The 26,192-nt window shown below is 42.3% G+C and carries 29 protein-coding genes and 1 pseudogene; all 30 read left to right on the top strand.

Going from position 1 to position 26,192, the window contains the following annotated elements:
- Positions 1-19: 19 nt before the first annotated feature.
- Positions 20-1,336, top strand: coding sequence for a D-alanyl-D-alanine carboxypeptidase family protein (locus tag EV211_RS05885; RefSeq protein ID WP_133528495.1), 1,317 nt, complete (start codon positions 20-22; stop codon positions 1,334-1,336).
- Positions 1,337-1,464: 128 nt separating this feature from the next.
- Complete coding sequence (locus EV211_RS05880) at positions 1,465-2,973, top strand: IMP dehydrogenase (protein WP_133528494.1); 1,509 nt, start codon at positions 1,465-1,467, stop codon at positions 2,971-2,973.
- A 262-nt stretch (positions 2,974-3,235) separates the two neighbouring features.
- Positions 3,236-4,804 carry a glutamine-hydrolyzing GMP synthase gene (gene guaA, locus EV211_RS05875; RefSeq protein WP_133528515.1) on the top strand — a complete coding sequence of 523 codons (1,569 nt, stop codon included), beginning with the start codon at positions 3,236-3,238 and terminating at the stop codon, positions 4,802-4,804.
- Between the two features lie 392 nt (positions 4,805-5,196).
- Positions 5,197-5,343, top strand: coding sequence for a hypothetical protein (locus EV211_RS10700; protein ID WP_166635384.1), 147 nt, complete (start codon positions 5,197-5,199; stop codon positions 5,341-5,343).
- Positions 5,344-5,464: 121 nt separating this feature from the next.
- Positions 5,465-5,920, top strand: coding sequence for a hypothetical protein (locus tag EV211_RS05870; protein WP_133528493.1), 456 nt, complete (start codon positions 5,465-5,467; stop codon positions 5,918-5,920).
- A 127-nt stretch (positions 5,921-6,047) separates the two neighbouring features.
- Complete coding sequence (locus EV211_RS05865) at positions 6,048-6,878, top strand: ParA family protein (protein ID WP_133528492.1); 831 nt, start codon at positions 6,048-6,050, stop codon at positions 6,876-6,878.
- On the top strand, positions 6,829-7,770 hold the full coding sequence (locus tag EV211_RS05860; protein WP_133528491.1) for a ParB/RepB/Spo0J family partition protein: 942 nt from the start codon (positions 6,829-6,831) through the stop codon (positions 7,768-7,770). The genes EV211_RS05865 and EV211_RS05860 overlap by 50 nt, the downstream gene beginning before the upstream one ends.
- Before the next feature lie 176 nt (positions 7,771-7,946).
- On the top strand, positions 7,947-10,511 hold the full coding sequence (locus tag EV211_RS05855; protein ID WP_133528490.1) for a VaFE repeat-containing surface-anchored protein: 2,565 nt from the start codon (positions 7,947-7,949) through the stop codon (positions 10,509-10,511).
- 53 nt (positions 10,512-10,564) lie between these two features.
- On the top strand, positions 10,565-10,888 hold the full coding sequence (locus EV211_RS05850) for a hypothetical protein (RefSeq protein ID WP_133528489.1): 324 nt from the start codon (positions 10,565-10,567) through the stop codon (positions 10,886-10,888).
- Between the two features lie 96 nt (positions 10,889-10,984).
- A complete protein-coding gene (locus tag EV211_RS05845) occupies positions 10,985-11,263 on the top strand; it encodes a hypothetical protein (protein WP_133528488.1) in 279 nt (92 codons plus the stop codon).
- The gene (locus EV211_RS10695; protein ID WP_166635383.1) at positions 11,238-11,375 is read left to right on the top strand and encodes a hypothetical protein; all 138 of its coding nucleotides are present in this window, start codon (positions 11,238-11,240) and stop codon (positions 11,373-11,375) included. The genes EV211_RS05845 and EV211_RS10695 overlap by 26 nt, the downstream gene beginning before the upstream one ends.
- Entirely contained in the window at positions 11,353-11,850 is a 498-nt protein-coding gene (locus tag EV211_RS05840; RefSeq protein ID WP_133528487.1) for a JAB domain-containing protein, read from the top strand. The genes EV211_RS10695 and EV211_RS05840 overlap by 23 nt, the downstream gene beginning before the upstream one ends.
- A 22-nt stretch (positions 11,851-11,872) precedes the next feature.
- Positions 11,873-12,154 carry a YdbC family protein gene (locus tag EV211_RS05835; protein WP_133528486.1) on the top strand — a complete coding sequence of 94 codons (282 nt, stop codon included), beginning with the start codon at positions 11,873-11,875 and terminating at the stop codon, positions 12,152-12,154.
- A gap of 155 nt (positions 12,155-12,309) precedes the next feature.
- Positions 12,310-14,352, top strand: a complete 2,043-nt coding sequence (locus tag EV211_RS05830) for an ATP-dependent nuclease (RefSeq protein WP_166635382.1) — start codon at positions 12,310-12,312, stop codon at positions 14,350-14,352.
- The gene (locus EV211_RS05825) at positions 14,337-15,959 is read left to right on the top strand and encodes a UvrD-helicase domain-containing protein (protein WP_133528484.1); all 1,623 of its coding nucleotides are present in this window, start codon (positions 14,337-14,339) and stop codon (positions 15,957-15,959) included. The genes EV211_RS05830 and EV211_RS05825 overlap by 16 nt, the downstream gene beginning before the upstream one ends.
- A 432-nt stretch (positions 15,960-16,391) precedes the next feature.
- Positions 16,392-16,754, top strand: coding sequence for a recombinase family protein (locus EV211_RS05820; RefSeq protein ID WP_133528483.1), 363 nt, complete (start codon positions 16,392-16,394; stop codon positions 16,752-16,754).
- A gap of 23 nt (positions 16,755-16,777) precedes the next feature.
- Positions 16,778-17,281 carry an LptM family lipoprotein gene (locus EV211_RS05815; RefSeq protein ID WP_133528482.1) on the top strand — a complete coding sequence of 168 codons (504 nt, stop codon included), beginning with the start codon at positions 16,778-16,780 and terminating at the stop codon, positions 17,279-17,281.
- A 701-nt stretch (positions 17,282-17,982) separates the two neighbouring features.
- Positions 17,983-18,528, top strand: coding sequence for a recombinase family protein (locus EV211_RS05810; RefSeq protein WP_207667996.1), 546 nt, complete (start codon positions 17,983-17,985; stop codon positions 18,526-18,528).
- Complete coding sequence (locus EV211_RS05805; RefSeq protein WP_133528480.1) at positions 18,525-19,235, top strand: amidohydrolase; 711 nt, start codon at positions 18,525-18,527, stop codon at positions 19,233-19,235. The genes EV211_RS05810 and EV211_RS05805 overlap by 4 nt, the downstream gene beginning before the upstream one ends.
- Positions 19,190-19,570, top strand: a complete 381-nt coding sequence (locus EV211_RS11155) for an amidohydrolase family protein (RefSeq protein ID WP_133528514.1) — start codon at positions 19,190-19,192, stop codon at positions 19,568-19,570. The genes EV211_RS05805 and EV211_RS11155 overlap by 46 nt, the downstream gene beginning before the upstream one ends.
- Before the next feature lie 158 nt (positions 19,571-19,728).
- Positions 19,729-20,193, top strand: a complete 465-nt coding sequence (locus tag EV211_RS05795) for a DUF134 domain-containing protein (protein ID WP_133528479.1) — start codon at positions 19,729-19,731, stop codon at positions 20,191-20,193.
- A gap of 24 nt (positions 20,194-20,217) precedes the next feature.
- A complete protein-coding gene (locus EV211_RS05790) occupies positions 20,218-20,574 on the top strand; it encodes a CoA-binding protein (protein WP_133528478.1) in 357 nt (118 codons plus the stop codon).
- A 184-nt stretch (positions 20,575-20,758) separates the two neighbouring features.
- Positions 20,759-21,124 carry a NifB/NifX family molybdenum-iron cluster-binding protein gene (locus EV211_RS05785; RefSeq protein WP_133528477.1) on the top strand — a complete coding sequence of 122 codons (366 nt, stop codon included), beginning with the start codon at positions 20,759-20,761 and terminating at the stop codon, positions 21,122-21,124.
- 25 nt (positions 21,125-21,149) lie between these two features.
- Positions 21,150-21,986, top strand: coding sequence for a nucleotide-binding protein (locus EV211_RS05780; RefSeq protein WP_133528476.1), 837 nt, complete (start codon positions 21,150-21,152; stop codon positions 21,984-21,986).
- Positions 21,983-22,852 (top strand): ATP-binding protein, encoded by an 870-nt coding sequence (locus EV211_RS05775; protein ID WP_133528475.1) that lies wholly within the window; start codon positions 21,983-21,985, stop codon positions 22,850-22,852. Before EV211_RS05780 ends, EV211_RS05775 begins: the two co-directional genes overlap by 4 nt.
- Before the next feature lie 33 nt (positions 22,853-22,885).
- On the top strand, positions 22,886-23,245 hold the full coding sequence (locus EV211_RS05770; protein WP_330564580.1) for a NifB/NifX family molybdenum-iron cluster-binding protein: 360 nt from the start codon (positions 22,886-22,888) through the stop codon (positions 23,243-23,245).
- A 157-nt stretch (positions 23,246-23,402) separates the two neighbouring features.
- Positions 23,403-23,894, top strand: a complete 492-nt coding sequence (locus EV211_RS05765) for a pyridoxamine 5'-phosphate oxidase family protein (RefSeq protein WP_133528473.1) — start codon at positions 23,403-23,405, stop codon at positions 23,892-23,894.
- A 268-nt stretch (positions 23,895-24,162) separates the two neighbouring features.
- Positions 24,163-24,363 carry a hypothetical protein gene (locus tag EV211_RS05760; protein WP_133528472.1) on the top strand — a complete coding sequence of 67 codons (201 nt, stop codon included), beginning with the start codon at positions 24,163-24,165 and terminating at the stop codon, positions 24,361-24,363.
- 179 nt (positions 24,364-24,542) lie between these two features.
- Positions 24,543-24,950 carry a C-GCAxxG-C-C family protein gene (locus tag EV211_RS05755; RefSeq protein ID WP_456298057.1) on the top strand — a complete coding sequence of 136 codons (408 nt, stop codon included), beginning with the start codon at positions 24,543-24,545 and terminating at the stop codon, positions 24,948-24,950.
- Between the two features lie 294 nt (positions 24,951-25,244).
- Positions 25,245-25,991, top strand: a pseudogene (gene guaA, locus EV211_RS05750) (glutamine-hydrolyzing GMP synthase); the annotation flags it as partial.
- Positions 25,992-26,192 lie beyond the last annotated feature (201 nt).

The raw sequence follows: 26,192 nt of genomic DNA, 5'->3' as shown, positions 1-26,192 counted from the left end.
AACGCTTATAATAATACCTATGAATATTAAATCAGCAAGCAAGACAGTTATAACTGTAATTTTAGCCACTGTGGTGGCGTTTTCTATGTGCGCCGGCCAGAGCTTCGGCGCGACTACCTACAACATCAAACCCGCCCAGACAGGCACGGTCAAGGTGACAACCTCGACAACTTATGCTAACAAGCCCAGCCTGACGGCCGACGCAGCCATCGCATACTGCGGCGAGACAGGTCAGGTTTTGTACGGGAAAAATATCAACAAGAAGATGGATCCATACAGCATCACCAAGATGATGACCTGTTATGTGGTCATGAAATATGTGGACAAGGGCAAGATCAGTCTGGACGACACGGTGACGGTTTCCAAGTACGCTGCCAAACAGATGGAGTCCAAGTTGTATCTGCTGGTGGGCGAGAAGATCAAGGTCAGGTATCTGATTTACGGGGCGCTGCTCCACTCGGGCAACGACGCGGCGGCGGCTCTCGGCGAGGCTGTCGGCGGTGACACCAAGTCATTCGCCAAGATCATGAACAAAGAAGCGGCTGCCCTGGGCTGCACCAATACGCATTTCGTCAATGCTAACGGTGTCAAGGTCAGCGGTCACTACACAACGGCTCACGATATGGCGCTTATATTGCAGGCGGCCACTAAATACGAGTTCATACAGAAGGTCTGCCAGACTAAACTGTACAAGATACCAGAGGACAATCTCAGCGATGCATTTTATGTGCGCACGACTAATCCGTTCTTTTATAAGGATAAGAAGATAAAGAAGCCGTATCTGACTTACAATATCATTGCCGGCAAGACGGGCACCTGGGATTCCGGCAGCGCAACGCTCATTGAGGCTTTCAGATTCAATGGAAGGACGATCTACACGGTTGTTCTGGGTGATACATCGGCCAAGCGCTATTCCGACACTGTGGACCTGATCGCCTATGGACGCAGGGCTTTGTCGTCTATAGCCCTTACGGAGAGCAATGATTCAGCCTCGGGCATCGAGAAGGAGGCTACGAACCAGTCGTGGTTTGCCAAGGTAATTGACAAGGTCTTCCCTGACTCGGTCTATGAGTTTTTCTACGGATCGACAAAGATCGAAATGGTGAAGGGCCTCACGGGGGAGGTAACCTCAGGCTCCAAGGTCAATATTTCCTGGCGCCCTGTCTCCGGCGTAGACGGTTACAAGGTTTACAGGTCTACAGGCGGAAGTTACAAGCTTATCAAGAAGATCAAATCAGCTGATACATCCAGTTATACAGATCCGAATTCACAGTCAGACCATACATATTATTACATGGTAAAAACCTACAGTTTCAAGGACGGTCTGTTCAACTAATAGAAAAACTAGAAAACCATTGAAAAAAAGACATTTTCGCCCTTGCTTTATGGGCGAAAATGGTATAAAATAATCCCTAATAATTAAATGAAAAACGAAGAGGAAAAAGGAGAGAAAAGGAGGAACTCATGGCCCAATATTGTAACGAACCGTCAAGGACATTCAACGAGTATCTGCTCATTCCAGGCTTCACTGCCAAGGATACCAGAGTTGAAAATGTCTCATTGAAAACACCAATAGTCAAATATAAGAAAGGTGAGGAATCGGAAATTCAAGCGAATATTCCACTTGTTTCTGCCGTGATGCAGGCTGTCTCAGATGACAACATGGCTGTAGCGCTGGCAAAAGAGGGTGGGATTTCTTTTATATTTGTATCCCAGCCTATCGAAAGCCAGGTAGAAATGGTCAAGCGCGCGAAAGCCTACAAGGCAGGTTTTGTTAAGAGCGACAGCAATCTGCGACCTGACCAGACTATGCAGGACGTGCTGAACATGAAAGCCAAGAGCGGCCATTCGACTATAGCCATCACTGACGACGGCACCGCCGAAGGCAAGGTCCTCGGCCTTGTCACAAGCCGCGACTACAGAGTCAGCAGAATGGATCCGAACACTAAGATCAGCGACTTCATGACTCCTTTTGATAAACTCATATACGCCAAGGATGGCTGCACATTGAGCGAGGCTAACGACATCCTATGGGATAATAAGCTGAACGCCGTTCCCGTGATTGACGACCAGCAGAGACTGACACATTTCGTATTCAGAAAAGACTACGATAATCATAAATCCAATCCAAACGAACTGCTGGACGCTCACAAGCGCTATGTAGTAGGCGCCGGCGTCAACACCCGCGATTACGAGGAGAGGATTCCTGCCCTGGTAGAAGCCGGAGCTGACGTTCTTTGCATCGACTCTTCCGAGGGCTACTCCGAGTGGCAGGGAGAGACGTTGAAGTGGGTCCGCGACAGGTATGGCGACACGGTCAAGATCGGCGCAGGCAACGTCGTAGACAAAGAAGGATTCGACTATCTTGCCAAAGCCGGGGCTGACTTCGTCAAGATCGGCATAGGCGGTGGGTCTATCTGTATCACCCGTGAACAAAAGGGAATTGGACGCGGGCAGGCTACGGCAGTCATAGAGGTGGCACAGGCCAGAGATGACTATTTCAAAAAGACCGGCGTGTATATTCCTATCTGCTCAGATGGCGGTATAGTTTACGACTACCATATGACACTGGCACTGGCTATGGGCGCTGACTTCCTCATGATGGGCCGTTATTTCGCCCGTTTCGACGAGTCACCGACAAACAAACTGAATGTCAACGGAAATTACGTGAAAGAGTACTGGGGCGAAGGTTCTAACAGAGCCCGCAACTGGCAGCGCTATGACCTGGGCGGCGATCCAAGAATGAAGTTCGAGGAAGGCGTGGACTCATATGTTCCATACGCCGGCTCCCTCCATGATAATGTAAACCTTTCACTGAACAAGGTGAAATCGACTATGTGTAACTGCGGCTGCATCTCTATTAAGGATCTGCAGCAGAACGGCAAGATGACGCTGGTTTCGGCTACATCTATCGTTGAGGGCGGAGCTCATGATGTTATACTGCGCGATTCCTCCCAGAATGCCATTAGATAACATTCTTGTGCTCACTTGTCCTCGCGGCATTTGTTTTCTACGAATCGCTCGCAATGCTTTGAGCATTAAATAAAGCCAATAGTTTGATGCTATTTAATTCTTACAAAGCATAAGCTTCGCTCATCGTGAAAACAAAGCTGCCGCTGTGGAATCGTTCACACAAGGATGTTATCTTAAACTTGTAAGATGCTTGGTGTTTTGCTTTTACAGGTAACCTTTGTGGCGAGCGAGGTTGTTTATGCTTTATAGAGAAGGAAGTACTATGGAAAAAGAAATGATAATCGTGTTGGACTTCGGTGGTCAGTACAATCAGCTCATCGCCCGCCGGGTGCGTGAGTGCAACGTTTACTGCGAAGTCCATCCATATACGACGCCATTGGACGAACTGCTGGCTATGAATCCGAAAGGGATCATCCTGACCGGCGGACCTAACAGCGTTTATGATATGAAATCACCACATTACGATACTGCGCTTTTCGAGGCGGGAATACCTATTCTGGGGATCTGTTACGGAGCTCAGCTTCTGGCCTGGAGTCTGGGCGGCAAAGTCGAGACTGCTCCTGTCAGCGAGTACGGGAAAACGGACATCGACATTGATACGACTGGCACATTATTCGGCCGGGTCTCCAAGAAGACTGTTGGCTGGATGAGCCACACGGACTATATTGCAGCTCTTCCTGAAGATTTCAGGAAGACCGCCAGCTCATCTGTGTGCCCTTTTGCAGCATTCGAGGATGACAAGAAAAAACTCTACGCAGTGCAGTTCCACCCGGAGGTCACTCATACGGTCGAGGGAATGAAAGTCCTGTCAGCCTTCGTCTATGACGTTTGCGGATGTAAGGGCGACTGGAAAATGGGAGACTTCGTGGACAGCACCATCGCGGCCATTAAAGAGAAAGTCGGCGACGGCAAAGCCTTGTGCGCTTTGTCCGGCGGCGTTGATTCGTCGGTTGCGGCCGTTATGATGTCCAAGGCCATCGGCAAACAGCTGACATGTGTCTTCGTCGACCACGGCCTTCTGCGCAAAGATGAAGGCGAGTCTGTTGACGCTGTCTTCGGCCCGGACGGACCATACGATCTGAATTTTGTTCATGTGGACGCTCGCGAACGCTTTTATAAAAAGCTTGCCGGCGTTACTGAGCCTGAACAAAAGCGCAAAATAATCGGTGAAGAATTTATCCGCGTTTTCGAGGAGGAGGCTAAGAAAATCGGTGCAGTGGACTATCTGGTCCAGGGCACGATTTATCCAGATGTCATTGAATCGGGATTAGGCGATTCGGCTGTGATCAAGTCGCACCATAATGTTGGCGGCCTGCCGGATTACGTGGATTTTAAAGAGATAATCGAGCCTCTCCGTATGCTCTTCAAGGATGAAGTGCGTCGCGCCGGACTGGAACTGGGCATTCCGGAGAAGCTGGTATATCGCCAGCCCTTCCCTGGACCGGGCCTGGGCATTCGCATCATAGGCGATGTGACGCCGGAAAAGGTTAAGATAGTTCAGGAAGCTGACGCCATTTACAGGGAGGAGATCGCCAAAGCCATGGAGGGCGGCGTGATTCCGAAGTACGGCCAGCCGGGAACCATCGGCCAGTACTTTGCGGCTCTGACCAATATGCGTTCCGTAGGCGTCATGGGCGACTTCCGGACCTACGACTACGCCATTGCCTTAAGAGCAGTCATGACCTCAGACTTCATGACCGCCGAGGCAGCGCAGCTGCCGTGGGACGTCCTGGGCAAAGTGACAAACCGCATCGTCAACGAAGTTGAGCACGTCAACAGAGTGATGTACGATTGCACTAGTAAGCCACCAGGAACGATCGAGTTTGAATAGACGAGCGAGGTTTTCATAGTCGATAGAACCGTTGAAATCACTGGGATTCAGCGATTCAGCAAAATGCCGTGGTTCTACTATGGTTCTACAATTTCATAGAATTTATTAAGCAGCGTATCGTTGGTATTTCAATGCATACGCTGCTTTTTGCTTGTCCCTAGCCCTGCGACTGGCAAACAAAGCGAAGCCAGAGCAGAGGCAGGTCAGCCGCAAGGATCGCGCGAAGCTTGCTTCGCAATGCGATCTACTGCGCATGCCTCATTGCCATTGTGATGCCAAATGTACTCAAAGTCAAAGATGGCATGAGAAATCGTATAATTGCAACTTGATATTTCTGTTAGTAAAATCTAGTAAAAGATACTCCACATAGAACAAAGCAGGAGGTGGATATTATGTTTGATAAGAAGATAAAGATGAACGTAACAGACGATGAGAGCCAGCTCATACTCTTCAGCCTGGTTGAACTAAGAAACAACCTCATAAAAGAGGGCAGATATACTGATGCCGTGGATGATCTCATCCTGAAGCTGTTTGGATAGAGAAACTTATATCCTTTCCTGAATAATGATGCCTAAGGCATATTACATTGCTCTGCTGAAACATGCAGAGCTTTAGTAATTTTTGGATCGGCATCGCCGAGGAAAGGAAGAGGTAAGGATAATGAAAACTACAGAAGAAACAATAAAAGTAATAATGACAGGGCTTTGCAGCAGAGAGGATGACGAAAGCGAATACTGTCCGCTGATCGAACACCTTGCAGCAGAGGCAGTGGAAGATTTTGAGTTTTGTGTACAGGAAGAAATGATAGATCCTGAAGCGGCAGTCCATTTCATGTGTCTTGTAGACAGCATGTACAGAAGAGAAGCGTATTTTGAAGGGACAAAAATGCTTGGAGAGATATTTCGCTATGCAGGGAGAGAAGATGTCACCGAACGCCTGGAACTCCTTTCGGGATTCGATGAGGTATATGACGATGCATATGAGGATTTCCTGCTTTTGTTTCTTGACACCGATGAGATCGATGAATATCTGATGGAAATGCATTTAAGAATCATTGCAAAAAAACAAGAGATGGAAAAAAGTCTTGAAGGAAAGAAAGCAGAGTTTTTATCTTGATTTTTTTTAGATAAGAATTTCTTTCGTATTGGTTTTTGCAGAAGTCTGCCGACAGGCAGGCATACATCCGGCGCGTTCAAAAGCGAAGCGTGTCGCGATGATATCAAACTGAAGGGAGGAGAACCAGATGAAACAAGCAGAAGTTATAGCTATATGTAATCAGAAGGGCGGCGTCGGCAAGACGACCACAGCCGTGAACCTTGGAGCAGGACTCGCAATGAGCGGCAAGAAGGTACTGCTTATCGATGCAGATCCGCAGGCAGACCTTAGCGCGTGCCTTGGATGGAAGAACACCGATGCACTGGATGAGACCATAGTGTCGGTCCTTAGCAAGGTGAGAAACGATGAACCGTTCGATCCGAAGGAAGGGATACTCCATCACAACGAAGGAATGGACGTGCTTCCGTCGAATATCGAGCTGTCACAGTTCGAGCTGAGTCTTGTGAATGTCATGAGCAGAGAGAACGTACTGAAGAACTACCTGAGACAGGTGAAAAGCGGTTATGACTACGTCGTGATCGACTGCATGCCGTCTCTTGGGATGCTGACCATCAATGCGCTTACAGCAGCGGATAAGGTCATCATACCGGTACAGGCACAGTATCTTCCGGCAAAGGGCATGACGCAGCTTTTGTACAATGTAGCGAAGGTACAGAGACAGCTCAATCCGGATCTGAAGATAGGCGGTATCGTGATGACGCTCATAGATCAGAGGACGAGCCTTGCAAAGGAAACTATCGAGGCTATCAGAAAGAACTATGGGGCAGGCATCAGGATATACAGCGCTCAGATCCCTGTGGGAGTGAAAGCTGCCGAGGCAAGCGGAAGAGGAGAGAGCATATATTCATATGACGCGGACAGTAAACCTGCTGCGGCATACGCGGAGCTGACAAGGGAGGTGCTTAAGGATGGCGAAAAAGCGAGAACCGATAGACTTCGGTCTTCCGGGGATAGATGATATATTTTCAACACAGGCGGAAAGAGATGAAGCCAAACTGAAGAAGATATATGAGATACCTCTGGATCAGATAGACCCGTTTCCGGAGCATCCTTTCAAGGTGAAGGATGACGAGGACATGATGAATCTCGTGGAAAGTGTAAAGGCAAACGGGATAATCACTCCTGCTACTCTCAGAAAAAAGGAAGACGGTAGATATGAGATAATATCAGGTCACAGAAGGAAGAGAGCCTGCGAACTTGCGGGCCTAGAGACGCTTCGTTCAGAGGTAGTGGATATGACAAGAGACGAGGCAACCATATTCATGGTGGAATCGAACTTTCAGAGGACCACTATTCTTCCGAGCGAGAAAGCCTTTGCATATAAGATGAGGCTTGAAGCGATGAATAGGCAGGGACAGAGAACAGACTTAACTTCGGTCCCAGTGGGTCCGAAGTCGAGATCTAATGAAAAGTTGGCAAATGAAATGAACGAAAGTGCAAGCCAAATCAAGCGATATATCCGCCTGGCTGAACTGAAACCGGAGCTTCTTGATCTGGTCGACGAAGGGCAGATAGCTCTTAGACCGGCTGTAGAACTGTCGTATCTTCCAAAGGAGCAGCAGAAAGATCTTTGCGAAAGCATAGAGATGGAGCAATGCACCCCTACTCATGCACAGGCGATAAGGATGAGAAAAATGTCTGAGGAAGGCAAACTCACGCCTGAAGCGATCGAAGCGATAATGCTGGAGGAAAAGCCCAACCAGAAGGAGAGGATAGTCCTCAGAGGAGACAGGTTCAAAGAACTGTTTCCAAAGGATCTTCCTGTATCAAAGAGGGAGGACTTCGTTGCAGCAGCAATGGAATACTACGGCAGGTATCTCAGCAGGAAGGAACGCGATAACGAGAGATAGGGATGCGAAGATAGACGGTCACATGAGGAGTACCTTAGACCGTTCTTCCCCACACCCCTACTTCATGTAACTACCAGCAGTTAACTTACGGAAAAACAAAAACATATATGGGCAGCGAGAAAGCGTTATGCATCAAATGCATGCGCTATTTTTTATGCCCGGAAGGAGAATAATCAATGAGCATCACAAAGAAAAAATGGTTCGCGGCGCTTATGGCAGTGCTGATCACAGTAGCATATATGCCGGTCGCAATGCTCACAGGGACCGAGAATGCGTATGCGGCAGATACCATATCTGTCAAACTTGACAAGAGCAGCGCGTCGTATACCTACGGAGGATCAGGACTTGCTCATCACTACACAGTGACAGTCAACGGAAAGACGAGACAGGCGTACTGCCTGCAGCCGAACGAAGTGCCTCCGGACACAGGATCGAGAAAAGCATCGGCGATGTCCGACAGCAGCAAGGTGGCCAAGACCATGTATTACTGCTACGGATATCCGGGGCAGAAGAAACTGGCATCATGGCTTTCAAGCCACGGGCACAGCAGCTATGCTTCAGGCATGAACTTTTACCTGCTATCGCATGTGCTGCTTTCATACCAGTATGATTCGAGCACGGCTTTCGTTGGATGGTCCGGCGGTGTGGTAAGCGGACAGATAAGCGAGTCCTATCAGAGCATGGTCAAAGCAGCGGCTGCATACGTAAATTCACTGGACGATCCGGCAGGATTCGATTCTGCCATATCATTTTCATCGACTAGCGGATCATCGGCATCTACGACATGGACGGATGACGGAGAGTTCAAGAGCGACAACATAACGCTCAAAGGCCATGAGGACAATCATGTCGACTATAAAGTACCAAGCGGTATGAGTCTCGTCATGGACGGCAAGACATACAGCGCAGGAACAAGCCTTGAGATAGACTGCGGAAAGACATTTTATCTCAAGACGTCCGATTTCAGCAGAGCAAATACGACATATTCTTCAGGGACTCTTTCGGGGAACCTGCAGGACTACGCCGCATACAAGATCACAGACAGCGGATCACAGAACATGGCATTCTTTGCAGTAGACAAAGCGGATACGGCAAGCTTCACAGTAAAGTTTGGACCGCTGGATATCAGACTTCAGACTGAGGCAAAGGATTCCCATACAGACAGCAGCCAGGGAACGACATATGCGGATTCAAAGTTCACGGATACCGTGTCATACCAGAAGCTGACTCCGGGAAGAGAATACACTGTCAAAGGAACTCTCATGGACAAGGACACAGGAAAAGCGATAACAGTAAACGGCAAGGCAGTCACGTCTGAGATGAAATTCACTGCAGAGAAAAGCGCAGGGACGGTAACGCTTGAATACGACCTTGACGCATCGACTCTCAAGGGAAAGAAAACTGTAGTATTCGAGGAGCTCTACTATGGAGATCTGAAGATCGCATCGCATGCGGATCTGACTGATGAAGGCCAGACCATTTACTACCCTGAAATCAAGACGACAGCAAAGGATATCAAGACAGAGGATCATCAGGGAGTGACAGGAGAAGACACTGTCATAGTTGATACAGTATCATACAGCAACCTCATAGCCGGAAAGACCTATACAGTCAAAGGTGTTCTTATGGATAAGGATACCAGAGAAGCAATAAAGGTAGACGGTAAAGAAGTGACATCGGAAAAGACATTCACGGCATCGGAAAAGTCCGGGACAGTAACTATGAAGTTCATCTTCGACTCGAAGGCGCTGAAGGGAAAGACAACGGTAGTATTCGAAGACCTGTATATGGGCGATGTCAATGTTACGACTCATTCCGACATAACAGACGAGGGTCAGTCCATCCACTATCCTGAGATCAAGACGACGGCAATGGATGAAAAGACAAAGGATAATCTCGGAACGATAGGAAATAAAACGACCATAGTTGATACAGTATCCTACAGCAACCTCATCGCGGGAAAGACTTACACTGTCAAGGGCGTTCTTATGGATAAAGCGACAAAAGAGCCGCTCAAGGTGGATGGCAAGACTGTCACAGCCGAGAAGACCTTTACTGCAGAAGCAGAAAGCGGAACAGTGGATATGAGCTTCACCTTCGACTCCAAAGGCCTTGAAGGAAAGAGCGTAGTAGTATTCGAGAAGCTCTGGTATGAAGGAATCAGAGTGACCATGCATGCAGACATAACTGACGAAGGTCAGACGATCCACTACCCGCAGATCCGCACTACAGCTAAAGACGGAAAGACCGGGACTCACAGAGGAACTGTTGAAAAGACCGCTGTCATAGTGGACACGGTAAGCTACAGTAATCTAGTGCCGGGAAAAGAGTACACAGTCAAAGGCGTGCTCATGAACAAAGAAACAGGCAAGCCTCTCAAAGTGGATGGAAAAGAAGTCACGGCTGAAAAGACATTCACTGCAGAGAAAGCAAACGGTACTGTAGAACTGAGATATGCTTTCGATTCCAGAAAGCTTGAAGGAAAGACTGTAGTAGTCTTCGAAGATCTGTATCACCAGGGCATAAAGGTAACGACGCATTCCGACATAAATGACTATGGACAGAGCGTGAAATACCCTAAGCCGCTGCTAACGGGAGATACCCCGCAGACAGGAGATCATTCAAACATTTGGATATTCGTGATCATAATGGCTGCAGCATGCACCGCTATCATGGCGCTTTCAAAGAAAAAGAAAGCTGATGACGGAACAGAAACAGGCGATGACAACAAAGAAGAGTAATGCAAAAGTATCGAGGCGGCGTTATGTGCCGCCTCTTTTAACAGGAGGATGAAATGACAGGATTCAGAAATGACATAGCGGTAAAGTGCGGAGTCAACGCAGCCGTCATCGCAGAATTCCTCTGGGATCACCTGAAGGATGACGGCGATGGAGACGGCGTGCTTGAAAGGCACGGACGCTTTTGGTACAGATGCTCGGCAAGGATGATGACGGGAGAGTTCCCGTATCTCAGCATCCACATGGCAAAGGATGCCGTGAATGTCCTTGTAGGCAAGGGATATATCAGGAAGGGCTGTTTCAATGACAATAGGTTCGATCATACGAACTGGTACGCCTTTACTGACTATGGAAAGAAAATGATGGAAGCGGGGCGGTAGACATGAGAAAAGAAAACTGCCCTGATAACTGCAGATACAGGAGCCACGATGCTCCTTTCTGCGGTTACTGCATGAAGAAAATACTTGAGGAAGGGAGTGAAAAAAAGAATGGGAATGGACAAGCAGACAGTAAGGACTTTGAACAGGTTGATAGACATGAAAGTGGACACTGAGAAGAAGCTTACAGCACTCACCATACAGGATATACTGTCCATGCAGGGAGTGACGGTATCGGAGATCCATATAATAACGGAGCTGCAGGATGCGGTGAAGAAGCACAAGGTCATAAGTTACCTGGGACAGGGGACTGACGATCTGCCAAAGAAAACAGAAAAGGAGGACGAGTTCTATGGACGAGAAGGAGAAGACTATTGAGGTAAAGAACCTTGATGAAGTGAAGGAGATCATAGAGGATCTTCCCGACGGCACTGTGCTGTCGTTTGATATACGGGAGGTGACATCACATGCCGAAGCAGAAAGAAAATGAGATAAAGGTGGTCAATATCCGCATGGTGAAAGAGCCTTCTTTATACAGTGCGGATCCCATAAGCTCGCCGCAGGACGTGCTTGATGTGATAGCAAATGAGATGAAGGACTATGACAGAGAGGTCTTTGCCATACTGAATCTCAAGTCCAACGGGCAGGTGATCAACATGAATGTCTGCAGCGTAGGGACTCTCAACTCATCTATGGTGAGTCCGAGAGAGGTGTTCAAGAGCAGCATACTTTCAAATGCAGCTGCATTCATCGCGATCCACAACCATCCGTCAGGTACCCCTATCGCAAGCGCAGAAGACAGGGAAGTCACCGGAAGGCTTGCTGAATGCGGGAGGATGCTTGATATAAAGATGGTGGATCATATCATCGTGGCAGGTGAGAGTGGCCAGATGATGAGCTTCAAGGCAGAAGGTCTTCTCGATGATCACACGTCTTCAAAGATGTCAAAAGCAATGGAACGTTAAGAAAACGAAGGGAGAAAACAAAATGGAGAACAAAAGGAACGAGATCTCATTTGAGGTCATAGAGCATGTTGGAGTAATAGCAAAATATCAGAACGGCTGGCAGAAGGAAATCAATGTTGTTTCCTGGAACGATGGCCCGGCCAAGTACGATATTCGCGACTGGGATCCGGATCATGAACACATGTCAAGAGGCATAACGCTTTCTGAAGATGACATGCAGTCGCTTAGAGGACTCATGGACGGCAGAGAAAAAGTTGCCATGGCAAAGTTTACGGAAAAGAAATCCAAAGGTTGGGAGAGGTAGTCTAAGTATACAGCTGTTATTTGTAGTCCTGTGGTATAATATTTTTATCGCAGGACTACAATGGTCAGCTCTGTAAATCGGAACTTGTAGGGGACTATTGTAGCAATTAGGTGCAATTCACATAGAAAAATAGTTTTTTGATGGAGGGATATTATATGAAATTGGAGTTTGCACAAATAAGAAACTTTAGAATGTTGACTGAAATGGATATTGATTTTGAAGATGTCCTCTCTTTAGTCATAGGGAAAAACAATTCCGGTAAAACATCGTTTTTATCGATTTTGCAAAAATTTCTTTCAGAAAACAAACCAGAATTTGCATTTGAGGATTTTAGTATTAAGGCACAAGAAACTATCCTTGCACTTGAGGGTGGCGTAAAGCCACCTGAAGACTATACTGAGCTTGCGCTATCACTTAAACTATATATAGCTTATGAAGAAACAGACAATCTAGGTGATGCCGCTGCCCTCCTGTTGGATTTGGATAACAGTAAACATGGCCTTGTTGTGTTGTTTGAATATGTTTTGACATATGAAAAATATCAGAAGTTGGTGACCGATTACGCTTCATATACGGCAAAAGGCATCAATCGTGATTTTTCTTACTACATCAGTAACAATATCAATCAATATTTTTCTGTGCGCGTAAAGGCATTGGAATGTGGAAACGAGACAAATTTCAAAATAGTTTCAGGTGATATTGTAAGATCTGTTATATCAATGCAAACAATTGGCGCCAAACGAGATGTCGATAATGAGCAGGGACACAGCAACGCATTATCATTACTGGCTGGTAAATACTATAATGCTAGCGTTTCGTCGGAAGAGGAGTTTCCTGAACTACAAAAACAATTGCAAGATACCGATGAGAGCTTATCTGAAATATATGAGAAGCTCTTTGAGCCCGTTGTGAAAGAAATCGCGGAGATGTCATACAACCCTAACGAAGCAGAACTTTCTGTTCTTTCAACATTGAGCGAAAAGAAAATATTCCAAGATAACACAACCGTTAAATATAAGCATGAGAACACCATGTTGCCAGAAGACTATAACGGTTTGGGATATTTGAATTTGTTTGCAATCATATTTAATTTACGGATTAAGCTGGACCAATTATCCAAAAAAAATCGGACAGACGAAAACCCCACCCCGCTAAATCTACTTTTCATCGAGGAACCAGAAGCACATACGCACCCACAAATGCAATACATTTTTATTACCAATATAAAGCGTATACTGAAGCAACATAGTGCCACATCAGGAAAAGACTTTTCGTTGCAAACCATCATCAGTACACATTCATCTCACATTGTATCTCAATGTGACTTTAACGATATCAAATATTTTTACCGAGAGTCGACAGTCAGCGTGAAATCTCGCAGTTTAAAAAAGCTATACTCTAAAATGGTTACAGCACAGGATGCCCCGACTAAGGCAGAGCAAGAGCGTTCTTATAGATTCGTAAAGCAATATGTGACTTTGAATCGTGCGGAGCTATTCTTTGCCAATAAAGCTATCTTGATTGAGGGCGACACCGAACGAATGTTGCTTTCTGCAATGATGAAAAAACTTGATGCGGAAAAAACAGGGGCAACAAAATATGAGCCGCTTTTATCACAAAATATTTCTATAATTGAGGTAGGGGCATATTCACATATCTTTGCCGTTTTCTTGGGATTTTTAGGCATTAAGACGCTAATTATTACTGATCTTGATTGTGCAAAGCTTGGGGAAAATGGTCGGCAGTGCAAATGTAGATTTTCTGATGGAACAACAACTACGAACGCGTCCATTAAGTTCTTCACACAGCTTGAAAAACTTGATGAGATTGTAGACTTGTCTGCAAAACCAATAACCTTCAGCTATGACAGTGCTACAGCAAAATGGAACGCTGACAGTGACGGACAATTACGATTATTGTTTCAAAAAGAAGAAGGTGGATACCAGGCACGCAGTTTTGAAGATGCCTTTATCAATAATAATTTACAGTTCATTGTTGATAATATAGATAACTTTACTAGCTTAAAGAACAAAGACATTTTACAAACTACTCCGCCAGATTATTACGAAATAGCTGCTCGGTGCATTGACAGCAAAACTTCATTTGCACTTGATATTCTTTTGTATGGCGGTGAAAATAATGAGGGGTGGACCACTCCACAATATATTAAGGAGGGATTGGAATGGCTGGCACAGTAATGGATCAAATCAGCCAATGCTTAGATAACAAGATTAACTTTCTCCTAAGTGGCGGAGCAGGAAGTGGTAAAACTTACACGCTTATACAAACACTTCATCATGTTTTTAAGAACGACCCAAAGGCGCGTGTCGCATGTATTACTTATACCAATGTAGCAGCTGATGAAATTAAAGAAAGGTCGCCATATTCAAAGCTTACCGTATCCACAATTCATGATTTTTTGTGGGATGAAATTAAGGACTATCAAAAGAATTTAAAACAAACGGTACTATCTTTGATTTCTGCCGAAAAGTCGGACAAAGAAAGCAGATTATCATATTCTAGTGAAGCAGAGATTAATGAAGAAAGTTTTTCTTGTATAGAGTATCAAAATTATCGAGACTTGGAGCATGGAATTATTTCTCATGATGATCTATTAAAAGTCGCAAATCACATGTTTGCAACATACCCACTGCTGTCTAAGATATTGTGTGATAAGTATGACTATATTTTTATAGACGAGTATCAAGATACACAGAAGCCGGTGATTGAAATCTTTTTGGAGCATATAAAAACACCTGCGAAAGGCTCATTGTGTGTTGGGTTTTTTGGTGACAAACTACAATCCATTTATGCAACTGGAATTGGTAATATTCAGTCCTATATCATCGCTGGCGATGTTCATGAAATAATCAAAGATGATAATTATCGTTGTGCTGTTAATGTAATTGAATTACTAAATCATGTACGTTCTGATATAACTCAACGTCCTGCAAAGAAAAATCCAGATGGTTCTATTGCCAATAAAATCGGCAGTGCAATTTTTGTATATTCTGATAGTGATTTCGATTTGAGAAAATTTAAGACGAGTGACTTTGTAGCGAGCTGGAACTTTGATGACTTTCGGGAAACGAAGGTGCTCTTTTTAACGCATAAGCTAAGTGCTATGCGCTTAGGCTTTGCAGAATTGTTAGCAGCATATAAATATACTGAAAGCCTGATTGGTAATGAGCCTGACCGTTTAGCCCAGCATTTATTAAAAATCGGAGGTGTTTTGTTTCACTACAGTAAAAAGGAGTTTTCATATGTAATTGATGAAATCCAGAGAAAAATACGAACAAATGATGATAAGCAGAAAATTAGTTCTGCACTGACTTACTTTTCGGAAAATCTTGACATATGTATCGAAGAATTGATAAATGGATTTGACAAGGAGCATTTAATCCGTAAAGATGATCGATTTAATGAATTCATTGAACACCATGCTGAAACGTATGACAAAATTAAGACCTTGCCTGCGTCTCAAGTGCTTGCCTATTTCAAATACTATAATGATTTTTCACCATATTCAACGCAGCATGGGATAAAAGGCGCTGAATTTGATAATGTTTTGGTAATAATGGATAATGGAAAATGGAATATGTACAATTTTAAATATTACTTCGAAGAAACTCCTGGAAAAGAATCTATAATACAACGAACTAAGAGGATTTTCTATGTTTGTTGTTCCAGGGCAAAAGATAATCTCGTTGTATATTATCCCAAGCCGACTGTTCAAATTATCGAACGAGCTAAAAAACTGTTTGGAGCTGAAAATGTTCATGAATTAACAACGCTACAAAAATAGTTTGATGGTTTCTTTGCTATTGGCTCTTAATCTTCGAATTTCCCATTATGTTTATACTGTTAAATGTAGATTAGAACGACAACTTACAGTTTGTTGAGGTAAATACGATGAAGAAATATTGGAAAATCCCACTTGTTGTATGCGCTTTTGCTTTGATAGTTGGAGCATCGTTTCACGGGTTGCGTATGCATCCCGAGAATGCGAATGCATATGATTTTGGGGTTGCAAAGGAAATATTGAATACAATAGTTGGGTAAGGTCAGGGCAGGTAAAACTGCCCAGTACATATACAAATAGCAAGAAGGCATCAAATATATTGTCATTTTTAACATTCTGATTTAGAATAGATATATTGAGAGACGGGATTTGTAATATGAGACATGTGGTCTAAATCAATTCCGTTACTCTAAGAATAAGGATGGGGACCTTGTAATTGACAATGAACAGGCTAAGGTTGTGCGGGACATTTTCAGATGGTATCTGGATGGCGCCAGCGTGCTTGGTATCATAAAGAAACTATCAGACGCAGGTATTCCTTCCCCTACCGGTAAAGAAACGTGGAGCAAGCGTTCTGTAGAGAAGATTCTTGAAAATGAGAAGTACACAGGCACGGTAACTCTTTTGGATTCTGCTACACAGCAATATGAGTTCCAAATGAAAGAATGTCATCCGCCGATCATTACGGAGAGCGAGTTCAGGGCTGTTCAGGAAGAAAAGAAGAAGCGAAGCAATATCATTACTGACGACGATGGTACGCATCGCAGCAGTAAGAAATATAGTTCTAAAAAGAAATAACGAATTTTATGGAGGTAACGAACGTGAAGAAAATAATCATCTTTCTTATATGTGTGGTAATGATTTTTAGCTTGAGTGCATGTGGTGGGAATGTTAAGAATACCTCGGTGCCTCAATTAAGCGAGGATACTTCGCTAATAGAGGGCCTGGATGCGCTTGGTTATTCTAAAGAAGAAACCAACGCTATTGCAACGATATTAGCCAATGTGGGTATTCCTAAAGTTGATGATATGTGGAACATTAACAAAAATGGCACACTCCAAGCGAATGCCTGCACCTACAAAAACCATCAGATTAATTTTACAACAGACAATGGTGAGTGCTTCTATGTTCAGATTACTGGGTGGAAAGAAGAAATATCCAGCTATGGATGGTATCGTAGCGCTTGGTCAGGAAAACTGAAATACGGATATAACACTCAGACCAAAATCAATACTGTGGATTTGTATGCTACTGACTACGATAACACTGGTTATTTGGCGGTGTATGATGCAGAAACAGATAGCGTTAAGCCGTATGAGGAGTAACGCTTATTACACATTTTAATTTTGCTCCACTTTTAATTTTACCTATTACGACCGAAAGGAGGCCCGGAAAATATGACAGCAATAGCAGTAACGGCCCGTCCAAAAACACCTTTTTACAGGAGCAGGAAGAGCCGGAATTATCGAAGAACTGCTGAAAATGCTTTATTTGCTGGGCTTTTTCGGCCTTTTTACTACAGAAATCTTTGTATCAAAAACGTGGTCTTGATAGACTTGGCTTGATATAGAGGCTACATCTTGATGGATATGCATGATGACTTCGTTACGGTGAGCAACACATGGAAAATTCGAATGAGTTGGTGTGAGCTGTTGCAGATTTTGCAACAGTTGCGGTAAGTTGAGACGGTGAAAACGGCAAGTTGAGACGATTGCCGAAAAAGCCGATATTCCCTGCTGCATATAATATAGGTACAAGCGTGCCGATGGATATGTTCCCGCAAACGAAAAATCGTCTCGATATGTTTCCACGAACAGGCAGCGACTACCCTGGTAACCTGACATCATAATCGAGGTATCGAGCCACGTTGAGTGCGTAGTATTGATGTCACGCGATATGTAGCGAAAAACAATTACGCGAACACAATATATTGGTTTTTTGCGCGTTTTAGGGTTATGTATTGCCTACTTATCATTGGCACCAATTTGCAATATAATTAGGCTAATTATAATGTGGAGGTGAGCTGATGGATTCAAAGATTTGGTATATTCCAGCAAGGAATGACCGCTTGGACAAGAATGTTGGAATCTACTGCAGAGTAAGTACGAACGAAAAAGAACAGCTTTATAGCCTCGCAGCACAGATTTCTGCTTTAACGAGAGCAGTTGCGAATGTGAGTCAATGGAGGCTGGCAGATGTATTTATTGATATTGCGTCTGCCAAAGGCGAAGTTCCACGTAGAGAATTTGATCGATTGATTAGAGAATGTGAAGCGCACAATATCTCTGTTGTCCTTACCAAAAGCATCAGTCGATTTGGTAGAGATACTGTAGAGACATTATCAGCAATCAATCGATTGAAGACAGCAGGAGTCAGAATCATATTTGAAGAAGAAAATTTGGATACCGATGAGGTTGACAGCAATCTTATGATTTCGGTGATGGAGTCTTTTGCTCAAGCTGAAAATGAGAGCCGAAGCGAAAATATCCGCATGGGACTTGCCATGAAAGCTGCAAATGGAACATCTGGACTCTACAAACGAAAGCTGTACGGCTATCACTGGTGCTTATGACGCGAAATATTCAATTCCCTACAAGAGAAGATTTAGATAAGGTATGTCCTGATAATCCTGTAGTTATGTATAGAGTTTGCATGCACTGTTTATGGGTTAATACTAAGGCATTGGAACTTGCCGGAATTACTGATGACACTAAGGACCCACTTGGTGGAGAAATTATCAGAGATGAAAAGGGAGTTGCAACAGGAGTTTTAACAGATGCAGCTACACAAGCCGTAGACAAAATAATTCCACCATACACTGTGGATAATGTAATGCACATGCTTCCTCTTATTGAAAAGACTTATCTTAAGAATGGAATAACAACAGTTGTTGACTTAGGTGCAGGATTTTTATCTCCGGCAGGACCGGCCCAAGGAGATACTATGATTAAGGCATTAAAAAAGTCCTACGAAGAAGACAAAGTTAAACTTCGTTCATATGTCTATGTTAGACCAGGAGAATTGCTGGACGAATACTATAAAAATGGCCCGGAAATAGGATTGTATGATGATAGATTAACAGTAAGAGGACAAAAGATTTTTGCTGATGGAACTTTAGGTGCAAGAAGTGCTTGGTTATTGGAAGACTATTCAGACAGACCTGGTCACAAGGGCAACAATCGTATGTCTTCTGAGGAGTTAGAGTCCCTAGTAAAGAAAGCTTATGATGCAGGATTCCAAACAACAATTCATGGAATAGGAGAAAGGCTCTTAATTTAGGCATCAAAATAGTAGCAGGCACAGATTATCCGGTTGACTCTGTAAATCCTTTTGAATCTCTATATTATGCGGTAAGTCGTTGTACCATAAAGGAAGAGCCTATAGGAGGATATAACCCGCAGGAAGCACTTACTAGATATGAAGCTTTAAGAGCGTACACTTTAGATGGCGCTTATGGCTGTTTTGAAGAGAATATTAAAGGCTCAATAGAAGAAGGAAAACTTGCAGATTTCGCAGTAATAGATCACGATTACATGAACTGTAATATTTCAGAAATAAAGGACATTAAGGTTTTGAAAACTATTATCGGTGGTGAAACCATTTACGAAGCATAAAAAATAGTTTTGCATTAGTCATACATATAAACTTAGAAAAGAGGAGCTTCCGTTTCGAAGGGTCCTCTTTTTCTTCTTTGCAGTTCCGTAAAAGAATTGCAATTAGGCGAATTTTAGGGTATCATTGGAATAGTCATATAAGAATAGGAGAAAAGACTATGGCTAGACCTATAAAATTACGTAAAATTGAAAAAATACCTGCAGCTCCTTATTTTGTCCCATCTGAAGAGGGAATTGAAGGTGTTGAAGTAAGTGTTCTTCTTGTTGAGGAAATTGAAGCTATTAGACTAAAAGATTTAGAAGGACTAGAGCAGGCTGAATGTGCAGAGCGCATGGAAGTTTCACGTCCTACTTTCCAGAGAATATTACTTTCTGCACGTAAAAAAATTGCAGACAGTCTTATAAATGGTATGGCAATACATATTGACGGTGGTAATTATACCCGGTATATCTGTAACGTTATGTGTGATGATTGCAACACCCAATGGAAAGAGAGTTTTGAAAATTTACAGTTAATAAAAGAGGGTAAGTATGCATGCCCAACATGTGGCTCCATAAAAATTGACTGCCTAAAAAAATGCAGAGGTAAATTTTGCAATAAAAACTGTTGGAAGCATAAGTAAAATTATTAATCAAGGAGAAAAAAGATGGAATTAAAGGAAATCATGGACCAAAAAGTATTTGCTGTAGTGGGAAATACTATTAATGAAGAAAAATATGCTTGCAAAATAAAGGATGGACTAGAACAACACGGTTACCGCACTTATGGAGTAGGGAAAGAACTAAAATCTTTAAATGAAATAGATGACAATATCGACATTGTAGATTTGTGTATTAATCCTGTTAAAGGTTTAGAGCTTATGAAAGAATGCAATAAAGATTTTAAGTGTATTGTTATTCAGCCGGGAGCTGAAAGTGAGGAATTAATAGAGTATCTAGAAGAAAAAAATCTTAATTATGTAGAAGGATGTTTACTGGTAGGATTAAGATTATATTGTAAATAAAAGTTTAATTATGCGCACAAGCTTTTGCTGGTGCGTTTTTCTTTTTTTTAGAGGGTTTAAAGTGTTTTTTTTGAAAAAATAAAATAGGTTATTGACATATGTTCAAAACGTGGTAGAATTATATCATAATAAACATATGCTCATAATGCTATGAGATGAATGGATGATGAAATGAGGGGAAAATATGAAAATAATAATACCGGTAAATGAAGACAAGGGTACAGTTTGTGTGTCTTTTGGAAGAACGCCATTATTCCTTATGGTGGATTTAGAAACTAAAGAGAGAGAATTTATTGTTAACCCGGCGGCAGATGCAGCGGGAGGTGCAGGTACTAAGGCGGCACAGCTTATTGTAGACAAGAAAGCAGACGCTGTTTTGACTCCAAGATGTGGACAGAATGCCGCAATTGTTTTAGATGCAGCAGAAATAAAAATATATAAGACAACTTCAGAAGATGTTGAGAAAGAAATAGAAAAATTCAATCAAGGAAAGTTAGAAATACTAAGTGAAATTCATGAAGGTTTTCATAACCATGGGTTTTCCAAATAGCCTTTGACTTGAAAGGAATGATAAGATGAAAATAGCTATTTTAAGTGGTAAAGGAGGAACCGGAAAAACCTTTGTAGCGGTAAATCTGGCAGCGGCCTTAGGAAAGAGCACCTATGTGGACTGTGATGTAGAGGAGCCAAATGGCAAATTGTTTTTTAAGCCAGAAATTATTGAAAAGAAGAAAGTAACCATATATCTTCCTGCTTTTGATAAAGAAAAGTGTGTAGGATGCAGGGAGTGTGTGGATTTTTGCAGATTTAATGCATTGGTTTTTATTAAAGGTACTCCGATTGTTTTTCCGGAGATTTGTCATCCCTGCGGAGGCTGTAAAATAGTTTGCAAGTATGATGCAGTATCTGAAGAGAAAAAAGAAGTTGGAGAAGTATTAGTTGGAAAGTCTGGAGAGACTCACTTTTTATCAGGGATAATGAATATAGGGGAAGCGTCGGGAGTGCCTGTTATTAAAGAGCTTTTAGGAAGCATACCTGATAATAGAAACACTGTTATCGATTGCCCTCCGGGAAGCGGGTGTATGGTAATGGAATCTATAAAGGATGTAGACTACTGCATCTTGGTTGCAGAACCTACAGAGTTTGGTAGGCATAACCTGGAAATGGTACACCAGCTTGTAACTGTTTTTGAAAAGCCTTTAGGTATTGTTTTAAATAAATGTACCGAAGAGGAAAACCCAAGTAAAGATTTTTGCCTAGAAAACAAGATTGATATTGTGGCAGAGATACCTTTTGATAAAGACTTGGGCAGGGATAATTCTAATGGTGAGATAGTATACTATTCAAATGATAAAGCTAAAAGAATATTTAATGTCTTAAGTGGAATAGTGGAAAAGAAGGTGTGCCAATGAAAAAGCTTTTGATTTTAAGTGGAAAGGGTGGAACCGGTAAAACTACAGTGGCTTCTGCGTTGATTTATTTACTTAAATCAAAATCATATGCAGACTGTGATGTAGATGCCCCAAATCTTCATATTACAGTGCCTCCGCAGGGGAAACCGGATAAAAGAGATTTTTACGGACTGCCTAAGGCCAGTATAAATTACACAAAATGCACTCAGTGCGGCTTGTGCAAAGATAATTGTAATTTTGGTGCAATATCATTAAAAGAAAAGATTATCATGGACCCTTATGCTTGTGAAGGTTGCGGAGTTTGCGCCTATGTTTGTCCGGTTCAGGCCATAACCATGGTAGAGGCTGTAAATGGAGAGGTTCTTGTATATAACGGAAGTTCAAACTTTGCAACTGCAAAATTAAAAATGGGAGCTGGGGCTTCGGGCAAGCTTGTAACCGAGGTGAAGAAAAGCATGAAGGATGTTGGAGAGGAAGAGATTTCTATAATTGATGGCTCTCCCGGGATTGGATGTCCTGTTATTGCCTCCATCAGTGGGGTTGATATGGTTTTGATTGTAACAGAGCCTACGGTATCTGGAATCAGTGACTTACAGCGAATCCTAAAAACAGCAAAACTTTTTAATGTAAAACATGCGGTATGCATAAATAAATATGATATCAATGAAGAGAACACTGAGAGAATAAAAAAGTTTTGCCAAGAAAATCAAACAGAGATTGCCGGGCTAATCCCTTTTGATCATAAGGCATCGGTGGCCATTAACAGCAGGAAAAGTATTGCCCAGATAGATTGTATCGCCGGCAGAGAACTCCAGAGTATTCTAAAAAACACTCTGGAAATAATGAATAAGTCAGAAAAAAATTAAATTATAAATGGAAGATTATAGGAGGAAAAAATTATGAAGATAGCAGTAGCAAGTGAAGGAAAGATGACAGCAGGACACTTTGGACATTGCCAGAATTTTAACATCTACGAGGTAGAGAATAAAGAAATAGTAAAAGAAGAGTCTATTCCTAACCCAGGCCATAAACCAGGATTTTTACCTAATTATTTATACGAATTAGGTGTTAATGTAATTATCTCCGGCGGAATGGGTGGCGGTGCCATTGATATTTTTAACGAGAGAGGTATCGAAGTTATCGTTGGTGCAGCAGGCGAAGCAAAGGGAAATGTATTGTCATATTTAGATGGAAAGCTTAAGTCAACTGGATCTGTATGTCACGAGCATCAGCATGCAGATGAATGTGGAAAGCACTAATAGTCAGTCGTCTATTGATTTTGATTTATTAATGTGGTAAACTGAAAAAAATAATTTACCGCCGGGTAACGTCTTTTATTTGTTCCGTTAGGCCTTTGAAGGAATGGATAATAGACGTTATATTTTTATCACAGAAATAAAAGAAAGAGGTGACCATATGTTTCGAGAAATGCGTCGAATAAAACAAGTCTTATCAAAGGAAGATAGTGTAAAAGTTTTAGAAAATGGAACATCAGGAGTGTTGGCAGTACACGGGGATGATGGATATCCATATTCTGTACCTCTCAGCTACGTGTATCAGGAGGAAAAAGTATTCTTTCACTGTGCAAAAACAGGTCATAAGGTTGATGCTATCACTAGTAATGAAAAAGTATCCTTCTGTGTAATAGATAAAGATCAGATAGTACCGGAAGAGTATACTACTTACTTTAGGAGTGTAATTGTCTTTGGGAAAGCACATATTATTTCTGATCCAGTAGAAAAAAGACATGCCATCGAAAAAATTGCAGAAAGATATTCTCCTATGCAGGAAGAGGGAAGGCTAAAGGTAATTGATAATCAATTTGATCAAGTATGTCTTATTGAACTTGACATTGAACATATGAGTGGAAAAGAAGCTATAGAGCTTGTGCGGGCAAAAGAAAAATGATCCTGAATACCAAATTCGAATTGAGAATATAGACGGAGAGTAATATTTTCGTTTATGTGACTTCAAACATCTCCCGAATGGTGTAAATGTACCCTGAGCAAAATGCAGAGTGCAGATGGCAGTGAATATGAGGCTGATATTTCTAAAAAAATTATAACATTAACACATATTGTCAATAATCAGAACATTTTGTCAGTAAATAATTATTGGAATATTCTCTCTATGGTGGTAGAATAAGTATTACAATAACGAAAAGAGGATAGACAAAATGCATTTTGGAAAGAATTTAATTAGAGCCAGTAATGACAATATTTTGTACATGCCTGGATTTCAAAGCTGCAAATGTGTAGTAACAGAGCCGAACCTCATGCTTGAGATCATTAGTCCCCACGGATTTTCGATAAAGAATGCAGAAGGTTTTCTTAAATACTACAAGATAATTGAAGAAGGAAAAAAAATAGGTCTCTAATAAAGTCAAAATCATGTAAAATCTCACAGTTACTTCTAGAAGTGATTGTGAGGTTTTTCATTTATTTTTGCTAAAGGTTGCTAAATGATATATAATGAAAAAAATTGAAAGGAAAGATATATGAACGAAGATAGGAAGTACGGAGATATAGCTGTAGCGCTTTTTGAAAAAGGATATAATTGTTCGCAATCTGTTTTTTAGCTTTTAGTGACATGTATGATATGGATGAGGAAACAGCTCTTAAAATCAGCTCATCTTTTGGTGGAGGAATGGGAAGGTTAAGGGAGGTTTGTGGTGCAGTAACCGGAATGTTTATGGTTGCCGGCATGATTTATGGATATGCTGACCCTGATGATAGAGAAGGGAAAAAGAACCACTATGAGAGAATCCAGCAATTGGCAAAAGAGTTTGAAAAAGAAAACGGGAATTTGATATGCAGGAATCTATTAGGGCTAGAAGAAAAGAGGCAAAGTCCGGTACCGGAACCTCGAACAAAAGAGTATTACAGGAAAAGGCCGTGTTCTCAACTTGTAAGGAATGCTGCGGAAATAATGGCGCAATTCATTGCGAACCAAAATTCTATATAGTATAATTTTCACATAAATAAAAATACAGGAGGCAAAGCCATGAATAAAGAACTATTGTTAGTAGTTGACTTTGGGGCACATAATAATCAACAGGTGGCAAAAATAGCCAGACAGTCCAAAGTTTACTGTGAAGTGAAGCCAGATAACCAGGATTTAGAAAAACTTAATCCTAAGGCAGTGATTGTGGTAGGTGATGATGAAGTTGATGCAGATCTATCAAAGGTGAAATCTTTAAATGTACCTGTTTTAGAAAAGGGTAATTTAAAATCCGTCGAAGAAATTGAAAGTTTTATTAAAGTCTGTGGGTTCACATGTGATTGGACAGTGGATGCCTTTATTGAAGATGCAGTTAAGCAGATTAGGGAAACTGTTGGAGATAAAAAAGTTTTATGTGCACTATCTGGAGGTGTTGACAGTTCGGTGTGTGCAGCCCTAGTTTATAAGGCTATTGGCAATCAGTTAACATGTATGTTTGTAAATCATGGACTTATGAGAAAAGGTGAGCCTGAACTAATAGATCAGATTTTTGGAAGACAGTTTGGAATGCCTCTTATTACAATAAATGCGGTAGATAGATTTTTAGAGAAACTAGATGGCATAGATGAGCCTGAAAGAAAGCGTAAAATAATCGGCGAAGAGTTTATTAGGGTTTTTGAAGAGGAATCAAGGAAACTAGGTAAAATGGACTTTCTGGTTCAGGGTACCATATATCCTGACATAATCGAAAGTGTTTCTAATAAGGGTGTAGTAAAATCCCATCATAATGTTGGTGGACTACCAGAAGACATAGACTTCCAGCTCCTTGAACCTGTAAAATGGTTATTTAAAGATGAAGTGAGAGCTGTTGGAGAGGCTCTAGGGCTCCCACATGAACAGGTTTGGAGACAACCATTCCCCGGCCCTGGCCTTGGAGTTAGGGTAGTTGGCGCAATAACTAGAGACAAATTGGAATTTGTTAGAGAATCCGATGCTATTTTAAGAGAGGAAATCGCAAAGGCTGGTCTTGATCAATCAATTTGGCAATATTTTACCGTTTGTCCCGGTTGTGAATATTTCGCGTCATAAGCACCAGTGATACTCTTTATGGCCCCACCTGTATAGTTGATAGCCCTACTTGACATCAATACGCACATTAGCTCCACTTTTATACAGAACTTCTGTACAATATACATGAGTGATAACTCAAATATACAGAAGGGAGGCCAACAATAATGGCCAATAAAATCAATGTGAAGCTCATAC

It is taken from the genome of Aminicella lysinilytica, from assembly GCF_004362975.1.
GTDB classification, from domain to species: Bacteria; Bacillota; Clostridia; order Peptostreptococcales; family Anaerovoracaceae; genus Aminicella; species Aminicella lysinilytica.
This window is presented reverse-complemented; position numbering and strand designations above follow the sequence as displayed.

Excerpts from the sequence above, each read along its gene's own strand:
- EV211_RS05885 (WP_133528495.1), top strand. The coding sequence starts at position 20 with ATGAATATTAAATCAGCAAGCAAGACAGTTATAACTGTAATTTTAGCC.
- EV211_RS05880 (WP_133528494.1), top strand. The coding sequence starts at position 1,465 with ATGGCCCAATATTGTAACGAACCGTCAAGGACATTCAACGAGTATCTG.
- guaA (WP_133528515.1), top strand. The coding sequence starts at position 3,236 with ATGGAAAAAGAAATGATAATCGTGTTGGACTTCGGTGGTCAGTACAAT.
- EV211_RS10700 (WP_166635384.1), top strand. The coding sequence starts at position 5,197 with ATGTTTGATAAGAAGATAAAGATGAACGTAACAGACGATGAGAGCCAG.
- EV211_RS05870 (WP_133528493.1), top strand. The coding sequence starts at position 5,465 with ATGAAAACTACAGAAGAAACAATAAAAGTAATAATGACAGGGCTTTGC.
- EV211_RS05865 (WP_133528492.1), top strand. The coding sequence starts at position 6,048 with ATGAAACAAGCAGAAGTTATAGCTATATGTAATCAGAAGGGCGGCGTC.
- EV211_RS05860 (WP_133528491.1), top strand. The coding sequence starts at position 6,829 with ATGGCGAAAAAGCGAGAACCGATAGACTTCGGTCTTCCGGGGATAGAT.
- EV211_RS05855 (WP_133528490.1), top strand. The coding sequence starts at position 7,947 with ATGAGCATCACAAAGAAAAAATGGTTCGCGGCGCTTATGGCAGTGCTG.
- EV211_RS05850 (WP_133528489.1), top strand. The coding sequence starts at position 10,565 with ATGACAGGATTCAGAAATGACATAGCGGTAAAGTGCGGAGTCAACGCA.
- EV211_RS10695 (WP_166635383.1), top strand. The coding sequence starts at position 11,238 with ATGGACGAGAAGGAGAAGACTATTGAGGTAAAGAACCTTGATGAAGTG.
- EV211_RS05840 (WP_133528487.1), top strand. The coding sequence starts at position 11,353 with ATGCCGAAGCAGAAAGAAAATGAGATAAAGGTGGTCAATATCCGCATG.
- EV211_RS05835 (WP_133528486.1), top strand. The coding sequence starts at position 11,873 with ATGGAGAACAAAAGGAACGAGATCTCATTTGAGGTCATAGAGCATGTT.
- EV211_RS05830 (WP_166635382.1), top strand. The coding sequence starts at position 12,310 with ATGAAATTGGAGTTTGCACAAATAAGAAACTTTAGAATGTTGACTGAA.
- EV211_RS05825 (WP_133528484.1), top strand. The coding sequence starts at position 14,337 with ATGGCTGGCACAGTAATGGATCAAATCAGCCAATGCTTAGATAACAAG.
- EV211_RS05810 (WP_207667996.1), top strand. The coding sequence starts at position 17,983 with ATGGATTCAAAGATTTGGTATATTCCAGCAAGGAATGACCGCTTGGAC.
- EV211_RS05805 (WP_133528480.1), top strand. The coding sequence starts at position 18,525 with ATGACGCGAAATATTCAATTCCCTACAAGAGAAGATTTAGATAAGGTA.
- EV211_RS05795 (WP_133528479.1), top strand. The coding sequence starts at position 19,729 with ATGGCTAGACCTATAAAATTACGTAAAATTGAAAAAATACCTGCAGCT.
- EV211_RS05790 (WP_133528478.1), top strand. The coding sequence starts at position 20,218 with ATGGAATTAAAGGAAATCATGGACCAAAAAGTATTTGCTGTAGTGGGA.
- EV211_RS05785 (WP_133528477.1), top strand. The coding sequence starts at position 20,759 with ATGAAAATAATAATACCGGTAAATGAAGACAAGGGTACAGTTTGTGTG.
- EV211_RS05780 (WP_133528476.1), top strand. The coding sequence starts at position 21,150 with ATGAAAATAGCTATTTTAAGTGGTAAAGGAGGAACCGGAAAAACCTTT.
- EV211_RS05775 (WP_133528475.1), top strand. The coding sequence starts at position 21,983 with ATGAAAAAGCTTTTGATTTTAAGTGGAAAGGGTGGAACCGGTAAAACT.
- EV211_RS05770 (WP_330564580.1), top strand. The coding sequence starts at position 22,886 with ATGAAGATAGCAGTAGCAAGTGAAGGAAAGATGACAGCAGGACACTTT.
- EV211_RS05765 (WP_133528473.1), top strand. The coding sequence starts at position 23,403 with ATGTTTCGAGAAATGCGTCGAATAAAACAAGTCTTATCAAAGGAAGAT.
- EV211_RS05760 (WP_133528472.1), top strand. The coding sequence starts at position 24,163 with ATGCATTTTGGAAAGAATTTAATTAGAGCCAGTAATGACAATATTTTG.